The organism is Pseudomonas sp. L7, from assembly GCF_046605565.1.
Classification (GTDB): domain Bacteria; phylum Pseudomonadota; class Gammaproteobacteria; order Pseudomonadales; family Pseudomonadaceae; genus Aquipseudomonas; species Aquipseudomonas wayambapalatensis.
In genome coordinates this window covers 4,240,602-4,258,108 of the sequence record NZ_CP176784.1, presented here as the reverse complement: position 1 = coordinate 4,258,108, position 17,507 = coordinate 4,240,602, and the positions used below count along the sequence as shown (strand labels likewise).

At 63.1% G+C, this 17,507-nt stretch carries 15 protein-coding genes; 14 read left to right on the top strand and 1 reads right to left on the bottom strand.

Annotated features, from left to right (window positions below):
• The first annotated feature begins 81 nt into the window (after window positions 1–81).
• The 8 genes from dnaE (at window position 82) to ispD (ending at window position 11,468) form a co-directional block, all read left to right on the top strand.
• Window positions 82–3,606: a DNA polymerase III subunit alpha gene (gene dnaE, locus ACK3BK_RS19680; protein ID WP_186709876.1), complete on the top strand. Its 3,525-nt coding sequence runs from the start codon at window positions 82–84 to the stop codon at window positions 3,604–3,606.
• 105 nt (window positions 3,607–3,711) lie between these two features.
• Window positions 3,712–4,659, top strand: coding sequence for an acetyl-CoA carboxylase carboxyl transferase subunit alpha (gene accA, locus ACK3BK_RS19675; protein ID WP_186667227.1), 948 nt, complete (start codon window positions 3,712–3,714; stop codon window positions 4,657–4,659).
• Between the two features lie 181 nt (window positions 4,660–4,840).
• A complete protein-coding gene (gene tilS, locus ACK3BK_RS19670; protein WP_411383124.1) occupies window positions 4,841–6,136 on the top strand; it encodes a tRNA lysidine(34) synthetase TilS in 1,296 nt (431 codons plus the stop codon).
• 269 nt (window positions 6,137–6,405) lie between these two features.
• The gene (locus ACK3BK_RS19665) at window positions 6,406–8,034 is read left to right on the top strand and encodes a CTP synthase (RefSeq protein WP_186667225.1); all 1,629 of its coding nucleotides are present in this window, start codon (window positions 6,406–6,408) and stop codon (window positions 8,032–8,034) included.
• Between the two features lie 3 nt (window positions 8,035–8,037).
• A complete protein-coding gene (gene kdsA / locus ACK3BK_RS19660) occupies window positions 8,038–8,883 on the top strand; it encodes a 3-deoxy-8-phosphooctulonate synthase (RefSeq protein WP_186667224.1) in 846 nt (281 codons plus the stop codon).
• A gap of 153 nt (window positions 8,884–9,036) precedes the next feature.
• Window positions 9,037–10,326, top strand: coding sequence for a phosphopyruvate hydratase (gene eno, locus ACK3BK_RS19655; protein WP_054891062.1), 1,290 nt, complete (start codon window positions 9,037–9,039; stop codon window positions 10,324–10,326).
• 156 nt (window positions 10,327–10,482) lie between these two features.
• A complete protein-coding gene (ftsB, locus tag ACK3BK_RS19650; protein WP_054891061.1) occupies window positions 10,483–10,764 on the top strand; it encodes a cell division protein FtsB in 282 nt (93 codons plus the stop codon).
• Window positions 10,761–11,468, top strand: a complete 708-nt coding sequence (gene ispD, locus ACK3BK_RS19645; RefSeq protein ID WP_411383123.1) for a 2-C-methyl-D-erythritol 4-phosphate cytidylyltransferase — start codon at window positions 10,761–10,763, stop codon at window positions 11,466–11,468. Before ftsB ends, ispD begins: the two co-directional genes overlap by 4 nt.
• Before the next feature lie 24 nt (window positions 11,469–11,492).
• Here the strand turns inward: ispD and ACK3BK_RS19640 are convergent, their stop codons facing one another.
• Window positions 11,493–12,389: a LysR substrate-binding domain-containing protein gene (locus ACK3BK_RS19640; RefSeq protein ID WP_411383122.1), complete on the bottom strand. Its 897-nt coding sequence runs from the start codon at window positions 12,387–12,389 to the stop codon at window positions 11,493–11,495.
• Window positions 12,390–12,495: 106 nt separating this feature from the next.
• Here ACK3BK_RS19640 and ACK3BK_RS19635 point away from each other — a divergent pair, with 106 nt between their 5' ends.
• The 6 genes from ACK3BK_RS19635 (at window position 12,496) to ACK3BK_RS19610 (ending at window position 17,489) form a co-directional block, all read left to right on the top strand.
• On the top strand, window positions 12,496–13,608 hold the full coding sequence (locus ACK3BK_RS19635; protein ID WP_009686067.1) for an S-(hydroxymethyl)glutathione dehydrogenase/class III alcohol dehydrogenase: 1,113 nt from the start codon (window positions 12,496–12,498) through the stop codon (window positions 13,606–13,608).
• An 8-nt stretch (window positions 13,609–13,616) separates the two neighbouring features.
• Complete coding sequence (gene fghA / locus ACK3BK_RS19630) at window positions 13,617–14,471, top strand: S-formylglutathione hydrolase (protein WP_186667221.1); 855 nt, start codon at window positions 13,617–13,619, stop codon at window positions 14,469–14,471.
• A gap of 72 nt (window positions 14,472–14,543) precedes the next feature.
• Window positions 14,544–15,017, top strand: a complete 474-nt coding sequence (ispF, locus tag ACK3BK_RS19625; protein WP_054891057.1) for a 2-C-methyl-D-erythritol 2,4-cyclodiphosphate synthase — start codon at window positions 14,544–14,546, stop codon at window positions 15,015–15,017.
• A complete protein-coding gene (truD, locus tag ACK3BK_RS19620) occupies window positions 15,014–16,072 on the top strand; it encodes a tRNA pseudouridine(13) synthase TruD (RefSeq protein ID WP_411383121.1) in 1,059 nt (352 codons plus the stop codon). Before ispF ends, truD begins: the two co-directional genes overlap by 4 nt.
• Window positions 16,060–16,809, top strand: coding sequence for a 5'/3'-nucleotidase SurE (surE, locus tag ACK3BK_RS19615; protein WP_186667218.1), 750 nt, complete (start codon window positions 16,060–16,062; stop codon window positions 16,807–16,809). Before truD ends, surE begins: the two co-directional genes overlap by 13 nt.
• 41 nt (window positions 16,810–16,850) lie before the next feature.
• Window positions 16,851–17,489, top strand: a complete 639-nt coding sequence (locus ACK3BK_RS19610) for a protein-L-isoaspartate(D-aspartate) O-methyltransferase (protein ID WP_411384496.1) — start codon at window positions 16,851–16,853, stop codon at window positions 17,487–17,489.
• The last annotated feature ends 18 nt before the right edge of the window (window positions 17,490–17,507 follow it).

The window sequence follows — 17,507 nt, the reverse complement described above, 5'->3', positions numbered from 1 at the left end:
GCCGCTATGCGGCCCCAAAACATTCCGGCTAATTACGCTACAATCCCGCCCTTGTCGTTCAGCATTGCCACAGGATCTTCAATGTCGGTCTCCTTCGTTCACCTCCGTGTGCACTCCGAGTTCTCCCTGGTCGATGGTCTGGTGCGGATCAAGCCGCTGGCCAAGGCCCTGGCCGGAATGAACATGCCGGCGGTGGCGATCACCGACCAGAGCAACATGTGCTCGCTGGTGAAGTTCTACAAGACCGCCATGGGCGCAGGGATCAAGCCGATCTGCGGCGCCGACCTGTGGCTGGCCGGTGCCGATCCGGAGGCACCGCTGTCGCGTATCTGCTTCCTGGCCATGAACCCCCGGGGCTATCGCAACCTCACCGAGTTGATCTCCAAGGGCTGGACCGAAGGCCAGCGCAACGGCCTGGTGATTATCCAGCGTGAATGGATCGCGCCCGCCAGCGAGGGCCTGATTGGCTTGTCTGCGGCGCGCGAGGGCGATATCGGCATGGCGCTGCTCTCCGGTCGCAGCGACGAGGCTGAGGCCTTGCTACGCGACTGGATGCAGATGCTGCCGGAGCGCTTCTATGTAGAAGTGCAGCGCACCAATCGCGCAGGCGACGAAGAATACCTGCACGCTGCAGTGGCCCTCGCCGACAAGGTCGGCGCGCCGCTGGTGGCGACCAACGATGTACGCTTCATCAAACAGACCGACTTCGACGCCCACGAGACCCGCGTCTGCATCGGCGAGGGCTGGACCCTGGACGACCCGCGGCGCCCGCGCGGCTACAGCGATCAGCAGTACCTGAAGTCGGCCGAGGAGATGGCCGAGCTGTTCAGCGACCTGCCGGACGCGATCGCCAACACTGTCGAGATCGCCAAGCGTTGCAACATCACGGTGCAGTTGGGCAAGTACTTCCTCCCGGATTTCCCGACGCCCAACGGCATGAGCATCGACGATTACCTGCGCCACGTCTCCCACGAGGGCCTGGAAGAACGTCTGGCCGTGCTCTGGCCGAAAGAGACCACGCCCAATTACGAAGAGAAACGTCAGGTCTACCTGGACCGCCTGAAGTTCGAGCTGGATATCATCATCCAGATGGGCTTCCCCGGTTACTTCCTGATCGTTATGGACTTCATCAAGTGGGCCAAGAACAACGACGTGCCGGTGGGGCCGGGCCGGGGTTCGGGTGCGGGTTCGTTGGTGGCCTACGTGCTGAAGATCACCGACCTCGACCCGCTGGCCTACGACCTGCTGTTCGAGCGCTTCCTCAACCCCGAACGTATTTCCATGCCCGACTTCGACGTCGACTTCTGCATGGATGGTCGCGACCGGGTAATCGACTACGTGGCCGAGGCCTATGGGCGCAATGCAGTCAGCCAGATCATCACCTTCGGCACCATGGCCGCGAAGGCGGTGGTGCGTGACGTGGCGCGTGTGCAGGGCAAGTCCTACGGCCTGGCCGACCGCTTGTCGAAAATGATCCCGTTCGAAGTGGGCATGACCCTGGAGAAGGCCTACGAGCAGGAAGAGATCCTGCGCGACTTCCTCAAGGGCGATGAAGACGCTCGCGAGATCTGGGACATGGCGCTCAAGCTCGAGGGGGTCACTCGCGGTACCGGTAAGCACGCCGGTGGTGTGGTGATCGCGCCGACCAAACTCACCGATTTCTCGCCGATCGCCTGTGACGAAGAGGGCGGCGGCCTGGTGACTCAGTTCGACAAGGACGACGTCGAGGCTGCGGGCCTGGTGAAGTTCGACTTCCTCGGCTTGCGGACGCTGACGATCATCAAGTGGGCGATGGAGATCATCAACCGCGAGCAGAAAAAGAAAGACCTGCCCGACGTCAACATCGACTTCATCCCGCTGGACGACCGCAAGACCTACGAGCTGTTGCAGAAGGCCGAGACCACGGCGGTGTTCCAGCTTGAATCGCGCGGCATGAAAGAGCTGATCAAGAAGCTCAAGCCCGACTGCCTGGAAGACCTCATCGCACTGGTGGCGTTGTTCCGCCCCGGCCCGCTGCAGTCGGGCATGGTGGACGACTTCATCAACCGCAAGCACGGCCGCGCGGAGCTGGCCTATCCGCACTCCGATTACCAGTACGAAGGCCTCAAGCCGGTACTGGCCCCCACCTACGGCATCATCCTGTATCAGGAACAGGTGATGCAGATCGCCCAGGTGATGGCCGGCTACACCCTGGGTGGCGCCGATATGCTGCGTCGGGCCATGGGCAAGAAGAAGCCAGAGGAAATGGCCAAGCAACGCGGCGGTTTTATCGAAGGTTGCGTGGCCAATAACATCGATGCAGACCTTGCCGGTAACATCTTCGACCTGGTAGAGAAGTTTGCCGGTTACGGCTTCAACAAGTCTCACTCCGCAGCCTATGGCCTGGTCTCGTACCAGACCGCCTGGCTCAAGACCCACTACCCGGCGCCGTTCATGGCTGCGGTATTGTCGGCGGATATGCACAACACCGACAAGGTGGTGGTGCTGGTCGAGGAAGTGCGCAGCATGAAGCTGCGCCTCGATGCGCCGGACGTGAACTTCTCCGACTTCAAGTTCACCGTCAACGACGACGGTCGTATCGTCTATGGCCTGGGTGCGATCAAGGGGGTGGGTGAAGGCCCGGTGGAGGCGATCGTCGAGGCGCGCGCCGAGGGCGGCCCGTTCAAGGACCTGTTCGACTTCTGCGAGCGCGTCGACCTCAAGCGCATCAACAAGCGCACCCTCGATGCCCTGATCCGCAGCGGTGCGTTGGACCGCTTGGGGCCGCACTTCCACGACGAGATCAAGGCCTACCAGGCCAACATCGACCGCAACCGCGCGGTGTTGCTGTCGGCGCTCGAAGAGGCGATCAAGTCGGCCGAGCAGACCGCTCGCACCGCTGACAGCGGCCATATCGACCTGTTCGGTGGGCTGTTCGTCGAAGAGGATTCCGATGTCTATGCCAACCACCACAAGGTCCGCGAGCTCACGCTCAAGGAGCGCCTGAAAGGCGAAAAGGATACCCTCGGGCTATATCTCACCGGTCACCCAATCGATGAGTACGAAACCGAGATCCGCCGTTTCGCTCGCCAGCGCATCGTTGACCTCAAGCCTTCACGCGACACTCAGACCATCGCGGGGATGATCATTGCCCTGCGGGTGATGAAGAACAAGAAGGGTGACAAGATGGGCTTCGTCACCCTCGACGATCGCTCCGGTCGTATCGAGGCCTCGCTGTTCGCCGATGCCTTCATGGCGGCCCAGGCGCTGCTGCAGACCGACGCGATGGTGGTGGTCGAAGGCGAGGTCAGCAACGACGACTTCTCCGGCGGCCTGCGCCTGCGCGTCAAGCAGGTGATGACCATGGAGGATGCCCGCACCAAGCTGGCCGAAAGCCTGCGCCTGAAGATCGCCCACGAAGCACTCAAGGGAGATCGCCTGGCCTGGCTGGGCGAGCTGATCACCCGTCATCGCGGCGGTTGCCCGATCACGCTGGAGTACACCGGCAGCGATGCCAAGGCCATGCTGCAGTTCGGCGACGAGTGGTCGATCGATCCCGCCGATGGCCTGATTCAGGCGCTGCGTGACCAGTTCGGACGTGAGAACGTCTTCCTGCAATACCGTTGAAACGACGAATTTTAATCTCGACCTGAATGCGCCAGATCCCGTAAGGTATGGCGCCAAACGGATCAACCGGCCGGCCGCCTGGCCGTAGACCCAAGACGGATGCCTATGAACCCGAATTTTCTCGATTTCGAACAGCCGATTGCCGACCTGCAAGCCAAGATCGAAGAGCTGCGCCTGGTTGGTAACGACAACTCGCTGAACATCAGCGATGAAATTGCCCGTCTGCAAGACAAGAGCAGTGCCCTGACCGAAAGCATCTTCGGCAACCTGACCAGCTGGCAGATCGCCCGCCTGGCACGCCACCCGCGTCGTCCGTACACGCTGGACTACCTCGATCACATCTTCACCGAGTTCGAAGAACTGCACGGCGACCGTCATTTTTCCGACGACGCCGCGATCGTTGGCGGTACCGCGCGCCTGGACGGCAAGCCGGTGATGGTCATCGGTCACCAGAAGGGCCGCGAAGTGCGTGAGAAGGTCCGTCGCAACTTCGGCATGCCGCGTCCTGAAGGCTACCGCAAGGCCTGCCGCCTGATGGAGATGGCCGAGCGCTTCAAGATGCCGATCCTGACTTTCATCGATACCCCAGGCGCCTACCCGGGCATCGACGCCGAAGAGCGCAACCAGAGTGAGGCCATCGCCTGGAACCTGCGCGTCATGGCGCGCCTGAAAACCCCGATCATCGCCACCGTGATTGGTGAAGGTGGTTCGGGCGGCGCACTGGCCATCGGTGTGTGCGACCAACTGAACATGCTGCAATACTCCACCTACTCGGTGATCTCGCCGGAAGGTTGCGCCTCGATCCTGTGGAAGACCTCCGACAAGGCGCCGGACGCTGCCGAAGCAATGGGCATCACCGCTGAGCGCTTGAAGAGCCTGAACATCGTCGACAAGGTGATCAGCGAGCCACTGGGCGGCGCTCACCGCGATCCGGCCAAGATGTCGGCCAGCATCCGTGCCGACCTGCTCGAGCAGCTCGACATGCTGGGCAAGCTCGACAACGATACTCTGCTCAAGCGTCGCTACGATCGCCTGATGAGCTACGGTCTCTGATTGGCAGGGGCGCTTTGCGCCCTGTTCGCGGGCAAGCCCGCTCCCACAAAAGCAACGATGCTATTTGGGAGCAACTGTCTTGTTCAACATCTAAAGGCCAGCCCAATCTCCCTGTGGGAGTGGGCTTGCCCGCGAATGGGGCGCGAGCGGCTCCGGCAATTCCAAGTCCTGTGAGGGCCTGATGCTTGACCTCACCCCCAAGCTGCTCCCCTGGCAGCAGGCCCCCACCTGGTACATTGCCTTCTCCGGCGGCCTCGACTCCACTGTCCTGCTGCACCTCCTCGCCAGTCACGCCCGGCAACACGACAGTCCACCGGTGCGTGCCCTGCACATTCACCATGGCCTGCAAGCCGCTGCCGACGCCTGGCCGGATCACTGTCGCCATGTCTGCGACAGCCTGGGCATTGCGCTCGATGTCATTCATGTCGAGGTATCTTCAGGCGCCAGCCTCGAGCAAGCCGCCCGCACGGCGCGATACGACGCGTTCGCCGAGGTTCTGCAGCCGGGCGAAGTGCTGTTCACCGGCCAGCACCGCGATGACCAGGCCGAGACCCTGCTGTTTCGCCTGTTGCGCGGTGCCGGCCTGCGCGGCCTGGCGGCGATGCCCGCATCTCGTCCGCTGGGGCAGGGGCGGCTGGTCAGGCCGTTGCTCGATCTGGCGCGGGATCAGTTGCAGCGGTATGCCCAGGCATCGGGGCTGAGATGGATCGAAGACCCGTCCAACACCGATACCCGCTTCGCCCGCAACTTCCTGCGCGCCGACGTGTTCCCGCTGCTGCACCAGCGCTGGCCGCAAGCGAGCCAGAGCCTGGCGCGCAGCGCCGCGCACCTGGGCGAGGCCCTGGCGCTGCTGGACGAACTCGCCGCCACCGACATCGCTGCCGCAAGCCCTGGCGCAATAGCGCCTTGGCAATGCCTGGACTCGCTGGACCTGGGGGTGCTGGCGGCGCTTTCGCCGGCGCGCCAGCGGAACGCCCTGCAGTACTGGCTGAGCAGTCGTACACGTCTACCCGATAGCCGCCATTGGGCCGGCTGGGACAACCTGCGTGATGCCGCCGCCGATGCCCAGCCGCTCTGGCGCTTGACCGATGGTGAACTGCAGCGCAGTCATGGGCGGTTGTGGTGGTTGAGCGGCGATTGGCTGCAGGCGCCGCAGGGTGGGGCGCCTTGGCCAGACCCGAGCCAGTCTCTCTCACTACCCGGCAATGGCAGCGTGCAAGTGGTAGGTGCCATTCCCGGACCTGGCCTGCATGTCGCCTATCGCCAGGGCGGCGAAGTGCTCGATATTCCAGGGCGCGGTCACCGCGACCTCAAGCGCCTGCTCAACGAGTGTCACGTGCCGCATTTCATCCGTCATCGCCTGCCGCTGCTGTGGCAGGGCGAGCGGCTGCTGGCGGTGGCCAACCTGCCGGATCTAGGGCCGGCAGGTTGGCAGTTGCAGTGGCAGCCGCCGACGAACGTGCAAGGTTTGAGCTGAAGGGTACATTCCGGTAGACTACCCTCCCTTCTTGATACAGCTTCTGTGGGTTCCTCGAAAACACAGGAGTTGCCGATTACCAAGCAGTTTTTTGCTGGGCTGATTCTTAAAATGACGAGCGAGCTCCACACTGGGGATACCCCCGGTCTGTACAGACGCGGCAGTTGTTCGAGATGCACTGTGATTGACGCAGGTGATCGGGGGCTTCGGCCTTCCTTCGCTTTCTCCGGCGGCGCTGGCCGCCTTAACGCAGACTTCTAGGGTTTTTCATGACGCGCTACATATTCGTCACGGGCGGTGTTGTTTCTTCATTGGGGAAAGGCATTGCCTCGGCTTCCCTGGCGGCCATCCTGGAAGCGCGGGGGCTCAAGGTCACCATGCTCAAGCTGGACCCGTACATCAACGTCGATCCGGGTACCATGAGCCCGTTCCAGCACGGTGAAGTGTTCGTCACCCACGACGGTGCCGAGACCGACCTTGACCTGGGCCACTACGAGCGGTTCATCCGCACCACGATGACCCAGAACAACAACTTCACCACCGGCCGCATCTACGAGCACGTGCTGCGCAAGGAGCGCCGTGGCGACTACCTGGGTGCGACCATCCAGGTCATCCCGCACATCACCGACGAGATCAAGCGTCGCATCATCAAGGGCGCCGGCGATGCCGACGTGGCTCTGGTCGAGATCGGCGGCACCGTGGGCGACATCGAGTCGCAGCCATTCCTCGAAGCCATCCGTCAGTTGCGTGTCGAAGTAGGCTCCAAGCGCGCCATGCTGATGCACCTGACGCTGGTGCCGTACATCGCCACCGCTGGTGAAACCAAGACCAAGCCTACTCAGCATTCGGTCAAGGAGCTGCGCTCCATCGGCCTGCAGCCTGATGTGCTGATCTGCCGCTCCGACCACCCGGTCGATGCCTCGTCGCGCCGCAAGATCGCCCTGTTCACCAACGTCGAAGAGCGTGCGGTGATCTCGCTGGAAGACGTCGACACCATCTACAAGATCCCGGGCGTGCTGCACGCACAGGGCCTGGACGACTTCGTCGTCGAGCGCTTCGGCCTGCAGTGCAATGGCGCCGACCTGTCCGAGTGGGACAAGGTCGTCGATGCCAAGCTCAACCCCGAGCATGAAGTCACCATCGCCATGGTCGGCAAGTACATGGAGCTGCTGGATGCGTACAAGTCGCTGATCGAAGCGATGAGCCACGCCGGCATCACCAACCGCACCAAGGTCAACCTGCGCTACATCGATTCCGAAGACATCGAGAACCAGGGCACCGGTCTGCTCGAAGGCGCCGACGCCATCCTGGTGCCGGGCGGCTTCGGTCTGCGCGGCGTGGAAGGCAAGATCAAGGCTGTGCAATTCGCCCGTGAGAACAAGGTTCCATACCTGGGCATCTGCCTGGGCATGCAGGTCGCGGTGATCGAATTCGCCCGTAACGTCATGGGCTGGAAAGACGCCAACTCCACCGAGTTCGACCGCAACAGCGGCCACCCGGTGGTCGGCCTGATCACCGAATGGTCCGATGCCACCGGTGCCGTCGAAACCCGTACCGAAGCTTCCGACCTGGGCGGCACCATGCGCCTGGGCGCGCAGGACTGCCAGCTGATCGCCGGCTCCAAGGTTCACGACTGCTACGGCAGCGACGTGATCACCGAGCGTCACCGTCACCGCTACGAAGTGAACAACAACCTGCTGCCGCAACTGATCGACGCCGGCCTGGTGGTTTCGGGTCGTTCCGAAGATGGCGCGCTGGTCGAAGTGGTCGAGTCGAAGGATCACCCATGGTTCGTCGCCTGCCAGTTCCACCCGGAGTTCACCTCCACGCCTCGTGACGGCCACCCGCTGTTCAGCGGTTTCGTCAAGGCAGCCCTGGCACAGAAGAACAAGGCCTGATCCATGACCCAGAAGATCATTCGCGTCGGTAACATCGAGATCGCCAACGACAAGCCGTTCGTCCTGTTCGGCGGCATGAACGTCCTGGAGTCCCGTGACCTGGCCCTGAAGGTCTGCGAGGAGTACGTGCGGGTGACCGAGAAACTCGGCATCCCGTACGTGTTCAAGGCCAGCTTCGACAAGGCCAACCGTTCGTCGGTCGCTTCGTACCGCGGTCCGGGCATGGAAGAGGGGCTGAAGATCTTCGAGGAGATCAAGCGTACCTTCAACGTACCGGTGATCACCGATGTGCACGAGCCTTACCAGTGCGAGCCGGTGGCCAAGGTCTGCGACATCATCCAGCTGCCGGCGTTTCTCTCGCGCCAGACCGACCTGGTGGTGGCCATGGCCAGGACTGGCGCGGTGATCAACATCAAGAAGGCCCAGTTCCTCGCCCCGCACGAGATGAAGCACATCCTCGCCAAGTGCGTCGAGGCCGGTAACGACCAGCTCATTCTCTGCGAGCGCGGTTCGAGCTTCGGCTACAACAACCTGGTGGTCGACATGCTCGGCTTCGGCATCATGAAGCAGTTCGAGTACCCGGTGTTCTTCGACGTCACCCACTCGCTGCAGACGCCTGGCGGCCGTGCCGACTCCGCTGGTGGTCGCCGTGCCCAGGTCACCGACCTGGCCAAGGCGGGCATGAGCCAGGGCCTGGCTGGCCTGTTCCTCGAGGCTCACCCGGACCCGGACAACGCCAAGTGCGATGGCCCGTGCGCCCTGCGCCTGGACAAGCTGGAACCGTTCCTGGCGCAGCTCAAGCAACTGGACGATCTGGTGAAAAGTTTTCCGACGGTAGAGACCGCGTAAAGCTCATTTCTCGGGTAAAGTACCGCCCGTTCCACCCCCTGGCCTGCCGGTCAGGGGCTCCCTTCGCCAGGCCTGCCCGTGCCATGTCGCCTGGTGAACGGCAAGAATTCCCAAAGCTGCGTTGTTTTCGTCAATTCTGGAGTGCTTACAACAATGGCAAAGATCGTCGACATCAAAGGTCGTGAAGTTCTCGATTCGCGTGGCAACCCCACCGTGGAAGCCGATGTGCTGCTCGACAACGGCATCATTGGCAGCGCTTGCGCGCCGTCTGGTGCTTCCACTGGCTCGCGCGAAGCGCTGGAGCTGCGTGATGGCGACAAGAGCCGTTACCTGGGCAAGGGCGTGCTGAAGGCCGTCGGCAACATCAATGGTCCGATCCGTGACCTGCTGCTGGGCAAGGATCCTTCGGACCAGAAAGCACTCGACCGCGCCATGATCGAACTGGACGGTACCGAGAACAAGGCCAAGCTGGGCGCCAACGCCATCCTCGCTGTGTCCCTGGCTGCTGCCAAGGCCGCTGCCCAGGACCAGGACCTGCCGCTGTACGCGCACATCGCCAACCTCAACGGCACCCCTGGCCAGTACTCGATGCCGGTGCCGATGATGAACATCATCAACGGCGGCGAGCACGCCGATAACAACGTCGACATCCAGGAGTTCATGGTCCAGCCGGTAGGCGCCAAGACCTTCTCCGACGGCCTGCGCATGGGCACCGAGATCTTCCACCACCTCAAGGCTGTTCTGAAGGCCCGCGGCCTGAACACTGCCGTGGGTGACGAAGGTGGCTTCGCCCCGAACCTGGCCTCCAACGAAGATGCCCTGGCGGCCATCGCCGAAGCGGTCGAGAAAGCCGGCTACAAGCTGGGCACCGACGTCACCCTGGCCCTGGACTGCGCGGCTTCCGAGTTCTACGAAGACGGCAAGTACAACCTGTCCGGCGAAGGCAAGTCGTTCGATGCCGAAGGTTTTGCCGACTACCTGAAAGGCCTGACCGAGCGCTTCCCGATCATCTCGATCGAAGACGGCCTGGACGAGTCCGACTGGGCTGGCTGGAAGATCCTGACCGACAAGATCGGTGCCAAGGTACAGCTGGTCGGTGACGACCTGTTCGTGACCAACACCAAGATCCTCAAGGAAGGCATCGAGAAAGGCATCGGCAACTCGATCCTGATCAAGTTCAACCAGATCGGCTCGCTGACCGAAACCCTGGAAGCCATCCAGATGGCCAAGGCCGCTGGTTACACTGCGGTCATTTCGCACCGTTCCGGTGAAACCGAAGATTCGACCATCGCCGACCTGGCTGTCGGTACCGCCGCAGGCCAGATCAAGACCGGTTCGCTGTGCCGTTCCGACCGCGTCTCGAAGTACAACCAACTGCTGCGTATCGAAGAGCAGCTGGGTGCCAAGGCCGTCTACCGTGGCCGTGCCGAGTTTCGCGGCTGAGCAAGAGATGGTAAAAAGGCAGCAGCCGGGGCTGTCTGAACGTTCTTACTGAGTGTTCAGCGCCTTCAAACGGGTTTCTGTCGACGAAGCCTGGCCTCGGCCAGGCTTCGTGCTATCGGAAGCTCGCTGCGGCGGCCTTTTACCCTGGATATCTTCATGCGCAGTCCCTATTGGTTGTTCCTCGTCCTGCTGTTGTTGCTCGGAGGCCTGCAATATCGCCTCTGGGTCGGTAATGGCAGCCTGGCGCAAGTGGCCGAGCTGCAACAGCAGATCGCCGACCAGCATGCCGAAAACGAACGGCTGCTGGAACGCAATCGCGTGCTCGACGCTGAAGTCCTGGAGTTGAAGAAAGGTATGGAGACCGTGGAAGAACGGGCTCGTCATGAACTGGGAATGGTCAAGGAGGGCGAAACCCTCTACCAGTTGCCACAGAAATGATCCAAGAACAGCCGGCCTTCTGGGCCGTGATTCCTGCCGCGGGCATTGGTGCCCGCATGGCTGCCGACCGCCCCAAGCAGTATCTGCAACTGGGCCGGCAGACCATCCTCGAGCATAGCCTCGACTGTTTTCTCGACCATCCCACGCTCAAGGGCGTGGTGGTCAGCGTTGCCGAAGATGATCCCTACTGGCCTGGCTTGCGCTGTGCGAGCGATCCGCGCATCCAGCGTGCAGCGGGTGGGCGCGAGCGTGCCGATTCGGTACTGAATGCCCTTTTGCTGCTGCACGCCCAAGGGGCGGCCGACGACGACTGGGTGCTGGTGCACGATGCTGCGCGGCCGAACCTGGCGCGTAGCGATCTGGACAAACTGCTGTCGGAGCTGGCCGACGATCCGGTGGGTGGGCTGCTGGCGGTGCCTGCACGCGATACCCTCAAGCGTGCCGACGCGACTGGCCGGGTCAGCTCCACGGTGGACCGCAGCACTGTTTGGCAGGCCTACACGCCGCAGATGTTCCGGCTTGGCATGCTGCACCGGGCACTGGCCGAATGCCTGGTGGCGGATGTGGCGGTGACCGATGAATCCTCTGCCATCGAATGGGCCGGGCATGCGCCGCGCCTGGTCGAAGGGCGTAGCGACAACATCAAGGTGACCCGGCCGGAAGACCTGGAGTGGTTGCGTCAGCGCTGGGCTGGGCGGCGCTGAGGCCATCGGCACAAGCGCAGCGCTTCAGCCTTGCTGATACTCCGGCAATCCTGCCAACCCATCCTTCAGGTAGTCGACCAACCGCCGCACCTTCGGTGAAAGATGCCGCTGCTGTGGATACAGCGCCCACACCGCGGTGTTCGGCGGCTGGTGCGCCTCCAGCAGCGGCACCAGTGCCCCGGCATGCAGATGCTCGAGCACGTAGTAATCCGGCAACTGGCACAACCCCATTCCTTGCAGCGCCGCGTCGAGTACCGCCTGGCCGCTGTTGCAGCGCCAGTTGCCTTGTACCCGTTGGCTGATTTCGCGGCCATCCTGCTGCAACACCCACAGGTCCGAACTGCCCACCAGGCAATTGTGCCGCGCCAGTTCCGACAAGCTGTGCGGTCTGCCGTAACGCTCCAGATAAGCCGGTGATGCGCACAGGTACATGCGCCGCGGTGCGAGGCGGGTGGCCACCAGGCGTGAATCCTGGAGGCGTCCCAGGCGAATGGCCAGGTCCATGCCTTCGTGCAGCAGGTCCAAAGTGCGGTTGCTCAGCTCCACCTCGACGCGCAACTGCGGATACAACGCCATGAAGCGTGTCACCAGTGGCACGATGAAACGCTCGCCGTAGGCCACCGCGCACGTCATGCGCAGCAAGCCCTTGGGTTCGCTGGCCAGGTCCCCCATCGCGCGCAGTGCTTCTTCGCGGCCATCCTGCAGGCGCTGGCAGTGCTGCAGGAAGGTCTGCCCGGCTTCACTCAGGGTCACACGCCGAGTGCTGCGGTACAGCAGGCGGGTTTGCAGGCGTTCCTCCAGGCGAGCGATCTGGCGGCTGATATGCGATGAGGAAACCCCCAGTCGTTCGGCGGCCGCGGTGAACTGGCCTGACTCGGCGACGGCGACGAACTCGTCGATTCCTTCCCAGCGACTGCTCATTTATTATCCCTGCATGGCAATAATGTTTTGCATTTGCTCGGATTATTCATCAAAAAAGCATGAATTACACTGGTGGCCTTAACTGATACCTAGCTTGGAGACCACCATGATCAAGTCCCGCGCCGCTGTTGCCTTCGAGGCCAAGAAACCCCTGGAAATCGTCGAAGTGGACGTGGCCATGCCCAAGGCGGGCGAGGTACTGCTGCGCGTGGTCGCCAGCGGTGTCTGCCACACCGATGCCTACACCCTCTCCGGTGCGGACCCGGAAGGCATCTTCCCGTCGATCCTCGGTCACGAGGGAGGGGCAATCGTCGAGGCGGTGGGTGAGGGGGTCACTTCGCTGGCCGTTGGTGATCATGTGATCCCGCTGTACACCCCGGAATGCGGCAAGTGCAAGTTCTGCCTGTCGGGCAAGACCAACCTGTGCCAGGCCATCCGCGCCACCCAGGGCAAGGGCCTGATGCCTGACGGCACCACGCGCTTCAGCTACAAAGGGCAGCAGTTGTTCCACTACATGGGCACTTCGACCTTCTCCGAGTACACCGTCCTGCCGGAAATCTCCGTGGCCAAGATCCAGAAGGAAGCGCCGCTGGAGAAGGTCTGCCTGCTTGGTTGCGGCGTGACCACCGGTATCGGTGCGGTACTCAACACCGCCAAGGTCAAACCGGGTGACACCGTGGCCATTTTCGGCCTGGGCGGCATTGGTCTGTCGGCGGTGATCGGCGCGGTGAAGGCCAAGGCCTCGCGTATCATCGCCATCGACATCAACCCGGCAAAGTTCGAGATCGCCCGCCAGTTGGGGGCTACCGACTGCATCAACCCGAAGGACTACGATCGCCCGATCCAGGAAGTGATCGTCGACCTCACCGATGGCGGCGTGGACTTCTCCTTCGAGTGCATCGGCAATGTCCAACTGATGCGTGCGGCGCTCGAGTGCTGCCACAAGGGCTGGGGTGAGTCTGTGATCATCGGTGTGGCCGGCGCCGGCCAGGAAATCGCCACCCGTCCGTTCCAGTTGGTCACCGGCCGGGTCTGGCGCGGTTCGGCCTTCGGCGGCGTGCGTGGCCGCAGCGAGCTGCCAAGCTACGTGGAAATGTCCGAGAAGGGCGAGATCCCGCTGGACACCTTCATCACCCACACCATGGGGCTGGAGGACATCAACAAGGCCTTCGATCTGATGCATGAAGGCAAAAGCATCCGCAGCGTGATCCACTTCTGAGGTCTGCCATGAGCCTGGACAACATCTCCTGCCAGAAGAGCTTCGGCGGCTGGCACAAGCGCTACAAGCATCACTCCAAGGTGCTCGGCTGCGACATGGTGTTCGCTGTCTACCTGCCACCGCAAGCCGAGCAGGGCGAGAAACTGCCGGTGCTGTACTGGCTCAGCGGCCTGACCTGCACCGACGAGAACTTCATGCAGAAGGCCGGCGCCCAGCGCCTGGCCGCCGAGCTTGGCCTGATCATCGTCGCGCCCGACACCAGCCCGCGTGGCGAGCAGGTGCCCGGGGACCCGGACGGCGCCTGGGATTTCGGGCTCGGCGCTGGCTTCTACCTCAACGCCACCCAGCAGCCCTGGGCCCAGCATTACCGCATGCACGACTACGTGGTGCAGGAGCTACCGGCGCTGATCGAGGCGCATTTCCCTGCGTCCGATCAGCGTAGTATCAGTGGTCATTCGATGGGCGGGCATGGGGCGCTGGTCTGTGCCCTGCGCAACCCGGGGCGCTACCGATCGGTGTCTGCGTTCTCGCCGATCAGCAACCCGATGGATTGCCCGTGGGGTGAAAAAGCCTTCTCCCGCTACCTGGGTGAGGACCGCGCGCGCTGGCGTGAGTGGGATGCCAGCGTGCTGCTGGCCGAAACCCCGGCTGGCCAATGTCCGCCGCTGCTGGTCGACCAGGGCGATCGCGACGACTTCCTCGACAAGCAGCTCAAGCCTGCGGCGTTGGAGCAGGCGGCGCGCAAAGGTGGGCATGAACTGACCCTGAGGTTGCAGCCAGGGTATGACCATAGCTACTACTTCATTGCCAGCTTCATCGATGAGCACCTGCGCCATCACGCGGTGGCGCTGGGGCGGGTGTAGTGTTGCAGGAGCGGCCCCAATAGCGGCCAAAGCAGGTAGAATCACGCCCTGACTCAATCAGGGCGTTTTTCTATGCGTATTGGCCACGGCTACGATGTGCACCGTTTCGCCGACGGTGATTTCATTACCTTGGGCGGGGTGCGTATTCCCCACAAATACGGCCTGCTGGCCCATTCCGATGGTGATGTGCTGCTGCACGCCCTGAGCGATGCCTTGCTTGGCGCAGCAGCGCTGGGCGATATCGGCAAGCATTTCCCTGACACCGATCCACAGTTCAAGGGCGCCGACAGCCGCGTGCTACTGCGTCATGTGGTGGCCGTCGTGCAGGCCAAGGGCTGGAAGGTGGGCAACGTCGACGCCACCATCGTCGCCCAGGCCCCGAAGATGGCGCCGCACATCGACACCATGCGTCGTTTCATCGCCGAGGACCTGCAGGTCGAGCTCGACCAGGTCAACGTCAAGGCGACCACCGAGGAGAAGCTCGGCTTCACAGGTCGTGAGGAGGGCATCGCTGTGCATGCGGTCGCCCTGCTGCTGCCGGCATGACCGAACTGGAACTGTTGGGCCCGCGTGCCAGCGGCGAGGTCCTTGGCCGCGCCGTGCTCAAGGCCGTCGCCGATGATTTTCAGGTCGATGAAGTGCTCGACATCCCCCTGTCCGGTCAAGGCGAACACCTGTGGCTGTGGGTCGAGAAGCGCGACCTGAACACCGAGGAAGCTGCCCGACGCCTGGCGCGCGCGGCCGGTGTGCCGGTTCGTGCTATCAGTTATGCCGGCCTGAAGGACCGTCAGGCCCTGACCCGGCAGTGGTTCAGCCTGCACCTGCCAGGCAAGGCCGATCCTGACCTGTCCCGTGCCGAAGACGACAGCCTGCGCGTGCTCAAACAGGTGCGTCACCAGCGCAAGCTGCAGCGTGGCGCACATTCGGCCAATGGCTTCACCCTGCGACTGACGGGCCTGAGCGCCGATCACCAGGCGCTGGACGCCCGTCTGGAACAGCTCAAGGTGCAGGGCGTACCGAACTATTTCGGTGCCCAGCGCTTCGGCCATGCCGGCGGGAACGTGCACGATGCGCTCGACTGGGCGGCCCGAGAGGCACTGCCGGAGCAGCGCAATGTGCGTTCGCGGCTGCTGTCTGCGGGGCGCAGCTACCTGTTCAACCAGGTACTGGCTGCGCGAGTGGCTGACGGAAGCTGGAACCAGGCGCAGGTTGGCGATCTGCTGGCCTTCACGGATAGCCGTAGCTTCTTTCCGGCTGGCGAGCAGGAATGCTCCGATCCTCGACTGACAATTCTCGACCTCCATCCCACCGGCCCCATGTGGGGCGCGGGCCTTCCGTCGAGCGCGGGCGGGACCGCGGCGCTGGAAACGGCGGTCGGCGAACGCCATCCTGCACTCTGCCAATGGCTGGGCAGGGCAGGACTGGATCACGAACGGCGCATCCTGCGGCTCCCTATTGGGCGGCTGACGTGGCATTATCCCGAGCCTGATATCCTGCAACTGGAATTCGTCCTTCCGGCCGGATGCTTCGCCACCGTGGTGGTGCGCGAACTTGTGGATCTGGTGCCGGCAGGGCAGACGGAAAGCCCATGCGTATTCTGATTTCCAACGACGACGGTGTTACCGCCCCCGGCCTCGCTGCGCTTCACGGTGCGCTGCAGGACTATGCCAAGTGCGTGGTGATCGCCCCGGATCAAGACAAGAGCGGCGCCAGCAGTTCGCTGACGCTCGACCGGCCCCTGCACCCGCAGGTGCTGGCCAACGGTTTCATCAGCCTCAACGGCACGCCCACCGATTGCGTGCACCTGGGGCTCAACGGCCTGTTGCCGGAAACGCCCGATATGGTCGTCTCCGGAATCAACCTGGGCGCCAACCTGGGTGACGACGTGCTGTACTCCGGCACGGTCGCCGCTGCATTGGAAGGCCGCTTTCTCGGCGGTACTTCGCTGGCGTTCTCATTGCTGTCGCGCCTGCCGGACAACCTGCCGACCGCCGCCCATATCGCCCGGCGCCTCGTCGAGGCGCAGTCGCGTCTGGAACTGCCGGCGCGTACCGTGCTCAACGTCAACATTCCCAACCTGCCGCTGGAGCATATCCGCGGAATACGCCTCACCCGCCTGGGGCACCGGGCACGTGCGGCCGCACCGACCAAGGTCGTCAATCCGCGTGGCAAGGAAGGGTACTGGATCGCTGTGGCCGGTGACGCCGAGGACGGCGGCCCGGGCACTGACTTCCATGCAGTGATGCAAGGCTATGTATCGATCACGCCGCTGCAACTGGATCGCACCTTCAACGATGCCTTCGAGCGCCTCGATGGCTGGCTGGAGGGGCTGCTTTGATGCGCGAACAGGATGATCTGCAGCGCCGTGGCGGCATCGGCATGACCTCCCAGCGTACCCGGGAGCGCCTGATCCAACGCTTGTATGAAGAGGGCGTGTCGAACAGCAAGGTGCTCGAGACCATTCGCCGTACCCCTCGCCACCTGTTCGTCGATGAAGCCCTGGCCCATCGGGCGTATGAAGATACTGCGCTGCCAATCGGCCATAACCAGACGATTTCCCAGCCATTCATGGTTGCGCACATGAGCGAACTGCTGCTGGAGGCCGGCCCGCTGGACAAGGTGCTGGAAATCGGCACCGGTTCTGGTTACCAGACGGCCATCCTGGCGCAGTTGGTCGAGCGTGTGTTTTCGGTCGAGCGGATCAAGGTGCTGCAGGATCGTGCCAAGGAGCGTCTGATCGAGCTCAACCTGCGTAACGTGGTGTTTCGTTGGGGCGACGGTTGCGAAGGCTGGCCGGCGCTGGCGCCTTACAACGGCATCATCGTCACCGCGGTGGCGCCGGAAGTCCCCCAGGCCTTGCTCGATCAGTTGGCACCCGGCGGACGCATGGTGATTCCGGTAGGGGTGGCGGGCGAAGCACAGCAACTGTTGCTGATCGTTCGTGAGGAGCAGGGTTTCTCGCGCCGGGTGCTGGGCGCCGTACGCTTCGTGCCGCTGCTCAACGGGCCGCTGGCCTGAGGGCCGACGGAATATGTG

Coding starts and splice junctions, on each gene's coding strand:
- dnaE (WP_186709876.1), top strand. CDS start 82: ATGTCGGTCTCCTTCGTTCACCTCCGTGTGCACTCCGAGTTCTCCCTG.
- accA (WP_186667227.1), top strand. CDS start 3,712: ATGAACCCGAATTTTCTCGATTTCGAACAGCCGATTGCCGACCTGCAA.
- tilS (WP_411383124.1), top strand. CDS start 4,841: ATGCTTGACCTCACCCCCAAGCTGCTCCCCTGGCAGCAGGCCCCCACC.
- ACK3BK_RS19665 (WP_186667225.1), top strand. CDS start 6,406: ATGACGCGCTACATATTCGTCACGGGCGGTGTTGTTTCTTCATTGGGG.
- kdsA (WP_186667224.1), top strand. CDS start 8,038: ATGACCCAGAAGATCATTCGCGTCGGTAACATCGAGATCGCCAACGAC.
- eno (WP_054891062.1), top strand. CDS start 9,037: ATGGCAAAGATCGTCGACATCAAAGGTCGTGAAGTTCTCGATTCGCGT.
- ftsB (WP_054891061.1), top strand. CDS start 10,483: ATGCGCAGTCCCTATTGGTTGTTCCTCGTCCTGCTGTTGTTGCTCGGA.
- ispD (WP_411383123.1), top strand. CDS start 10,761: ATGATCCAAGAACAGCCGGCCTTCTGGGCCGTGATTCCTGCCGCGGGC.
- ACK3BK_RS19640 (WP_411383122.1), bottom strand. CDS start 12,389: ATGAGCAGTCGCTGGGAAGGAATCGACGAGTTCGTCGCCGTCGCCGAG.
- ACK3BK_RS19635 (WP_009686067.1), top strand. CDS start 12,496: ATGATCAAGTCCCGCGCCGCTGTTGCCTTCGAGGCCAAGAAACCCCTG.
- fghA (WP_186667221.1), top strand. CDS start 13,617: ATGAGCCTGGACAACATCTCCTGCCAGAAGAGCTTCGGCGGCTGGCAC.
- ispF (WP_054891057.1), top strand. CDS start 14,544: ATGCGTATTGGCCACGGCTACGATGTGCACCGTTTCGCCGACGGTGAT.
- truD (WP_411383121.1), top strand. CDS start 15,014: ATGACCGAACTGGAACTGTTGGGCCCGCGTGCCAGCGGCGAGGTCCTT.
- surE (WP_186667218.1), top strand. CDS start 16,060: ATGCGTATTCTGATTTCCAACGACGACGGTGTTACCGCCCCCGGCCTC.
- ACK3BK_RS19610 (WP_411384496.1), top strand. CDS start 16,851: ATGACCTCCCAGCGTACCCGGGAGCGCCTGATCCAACGCTTGTATGAA.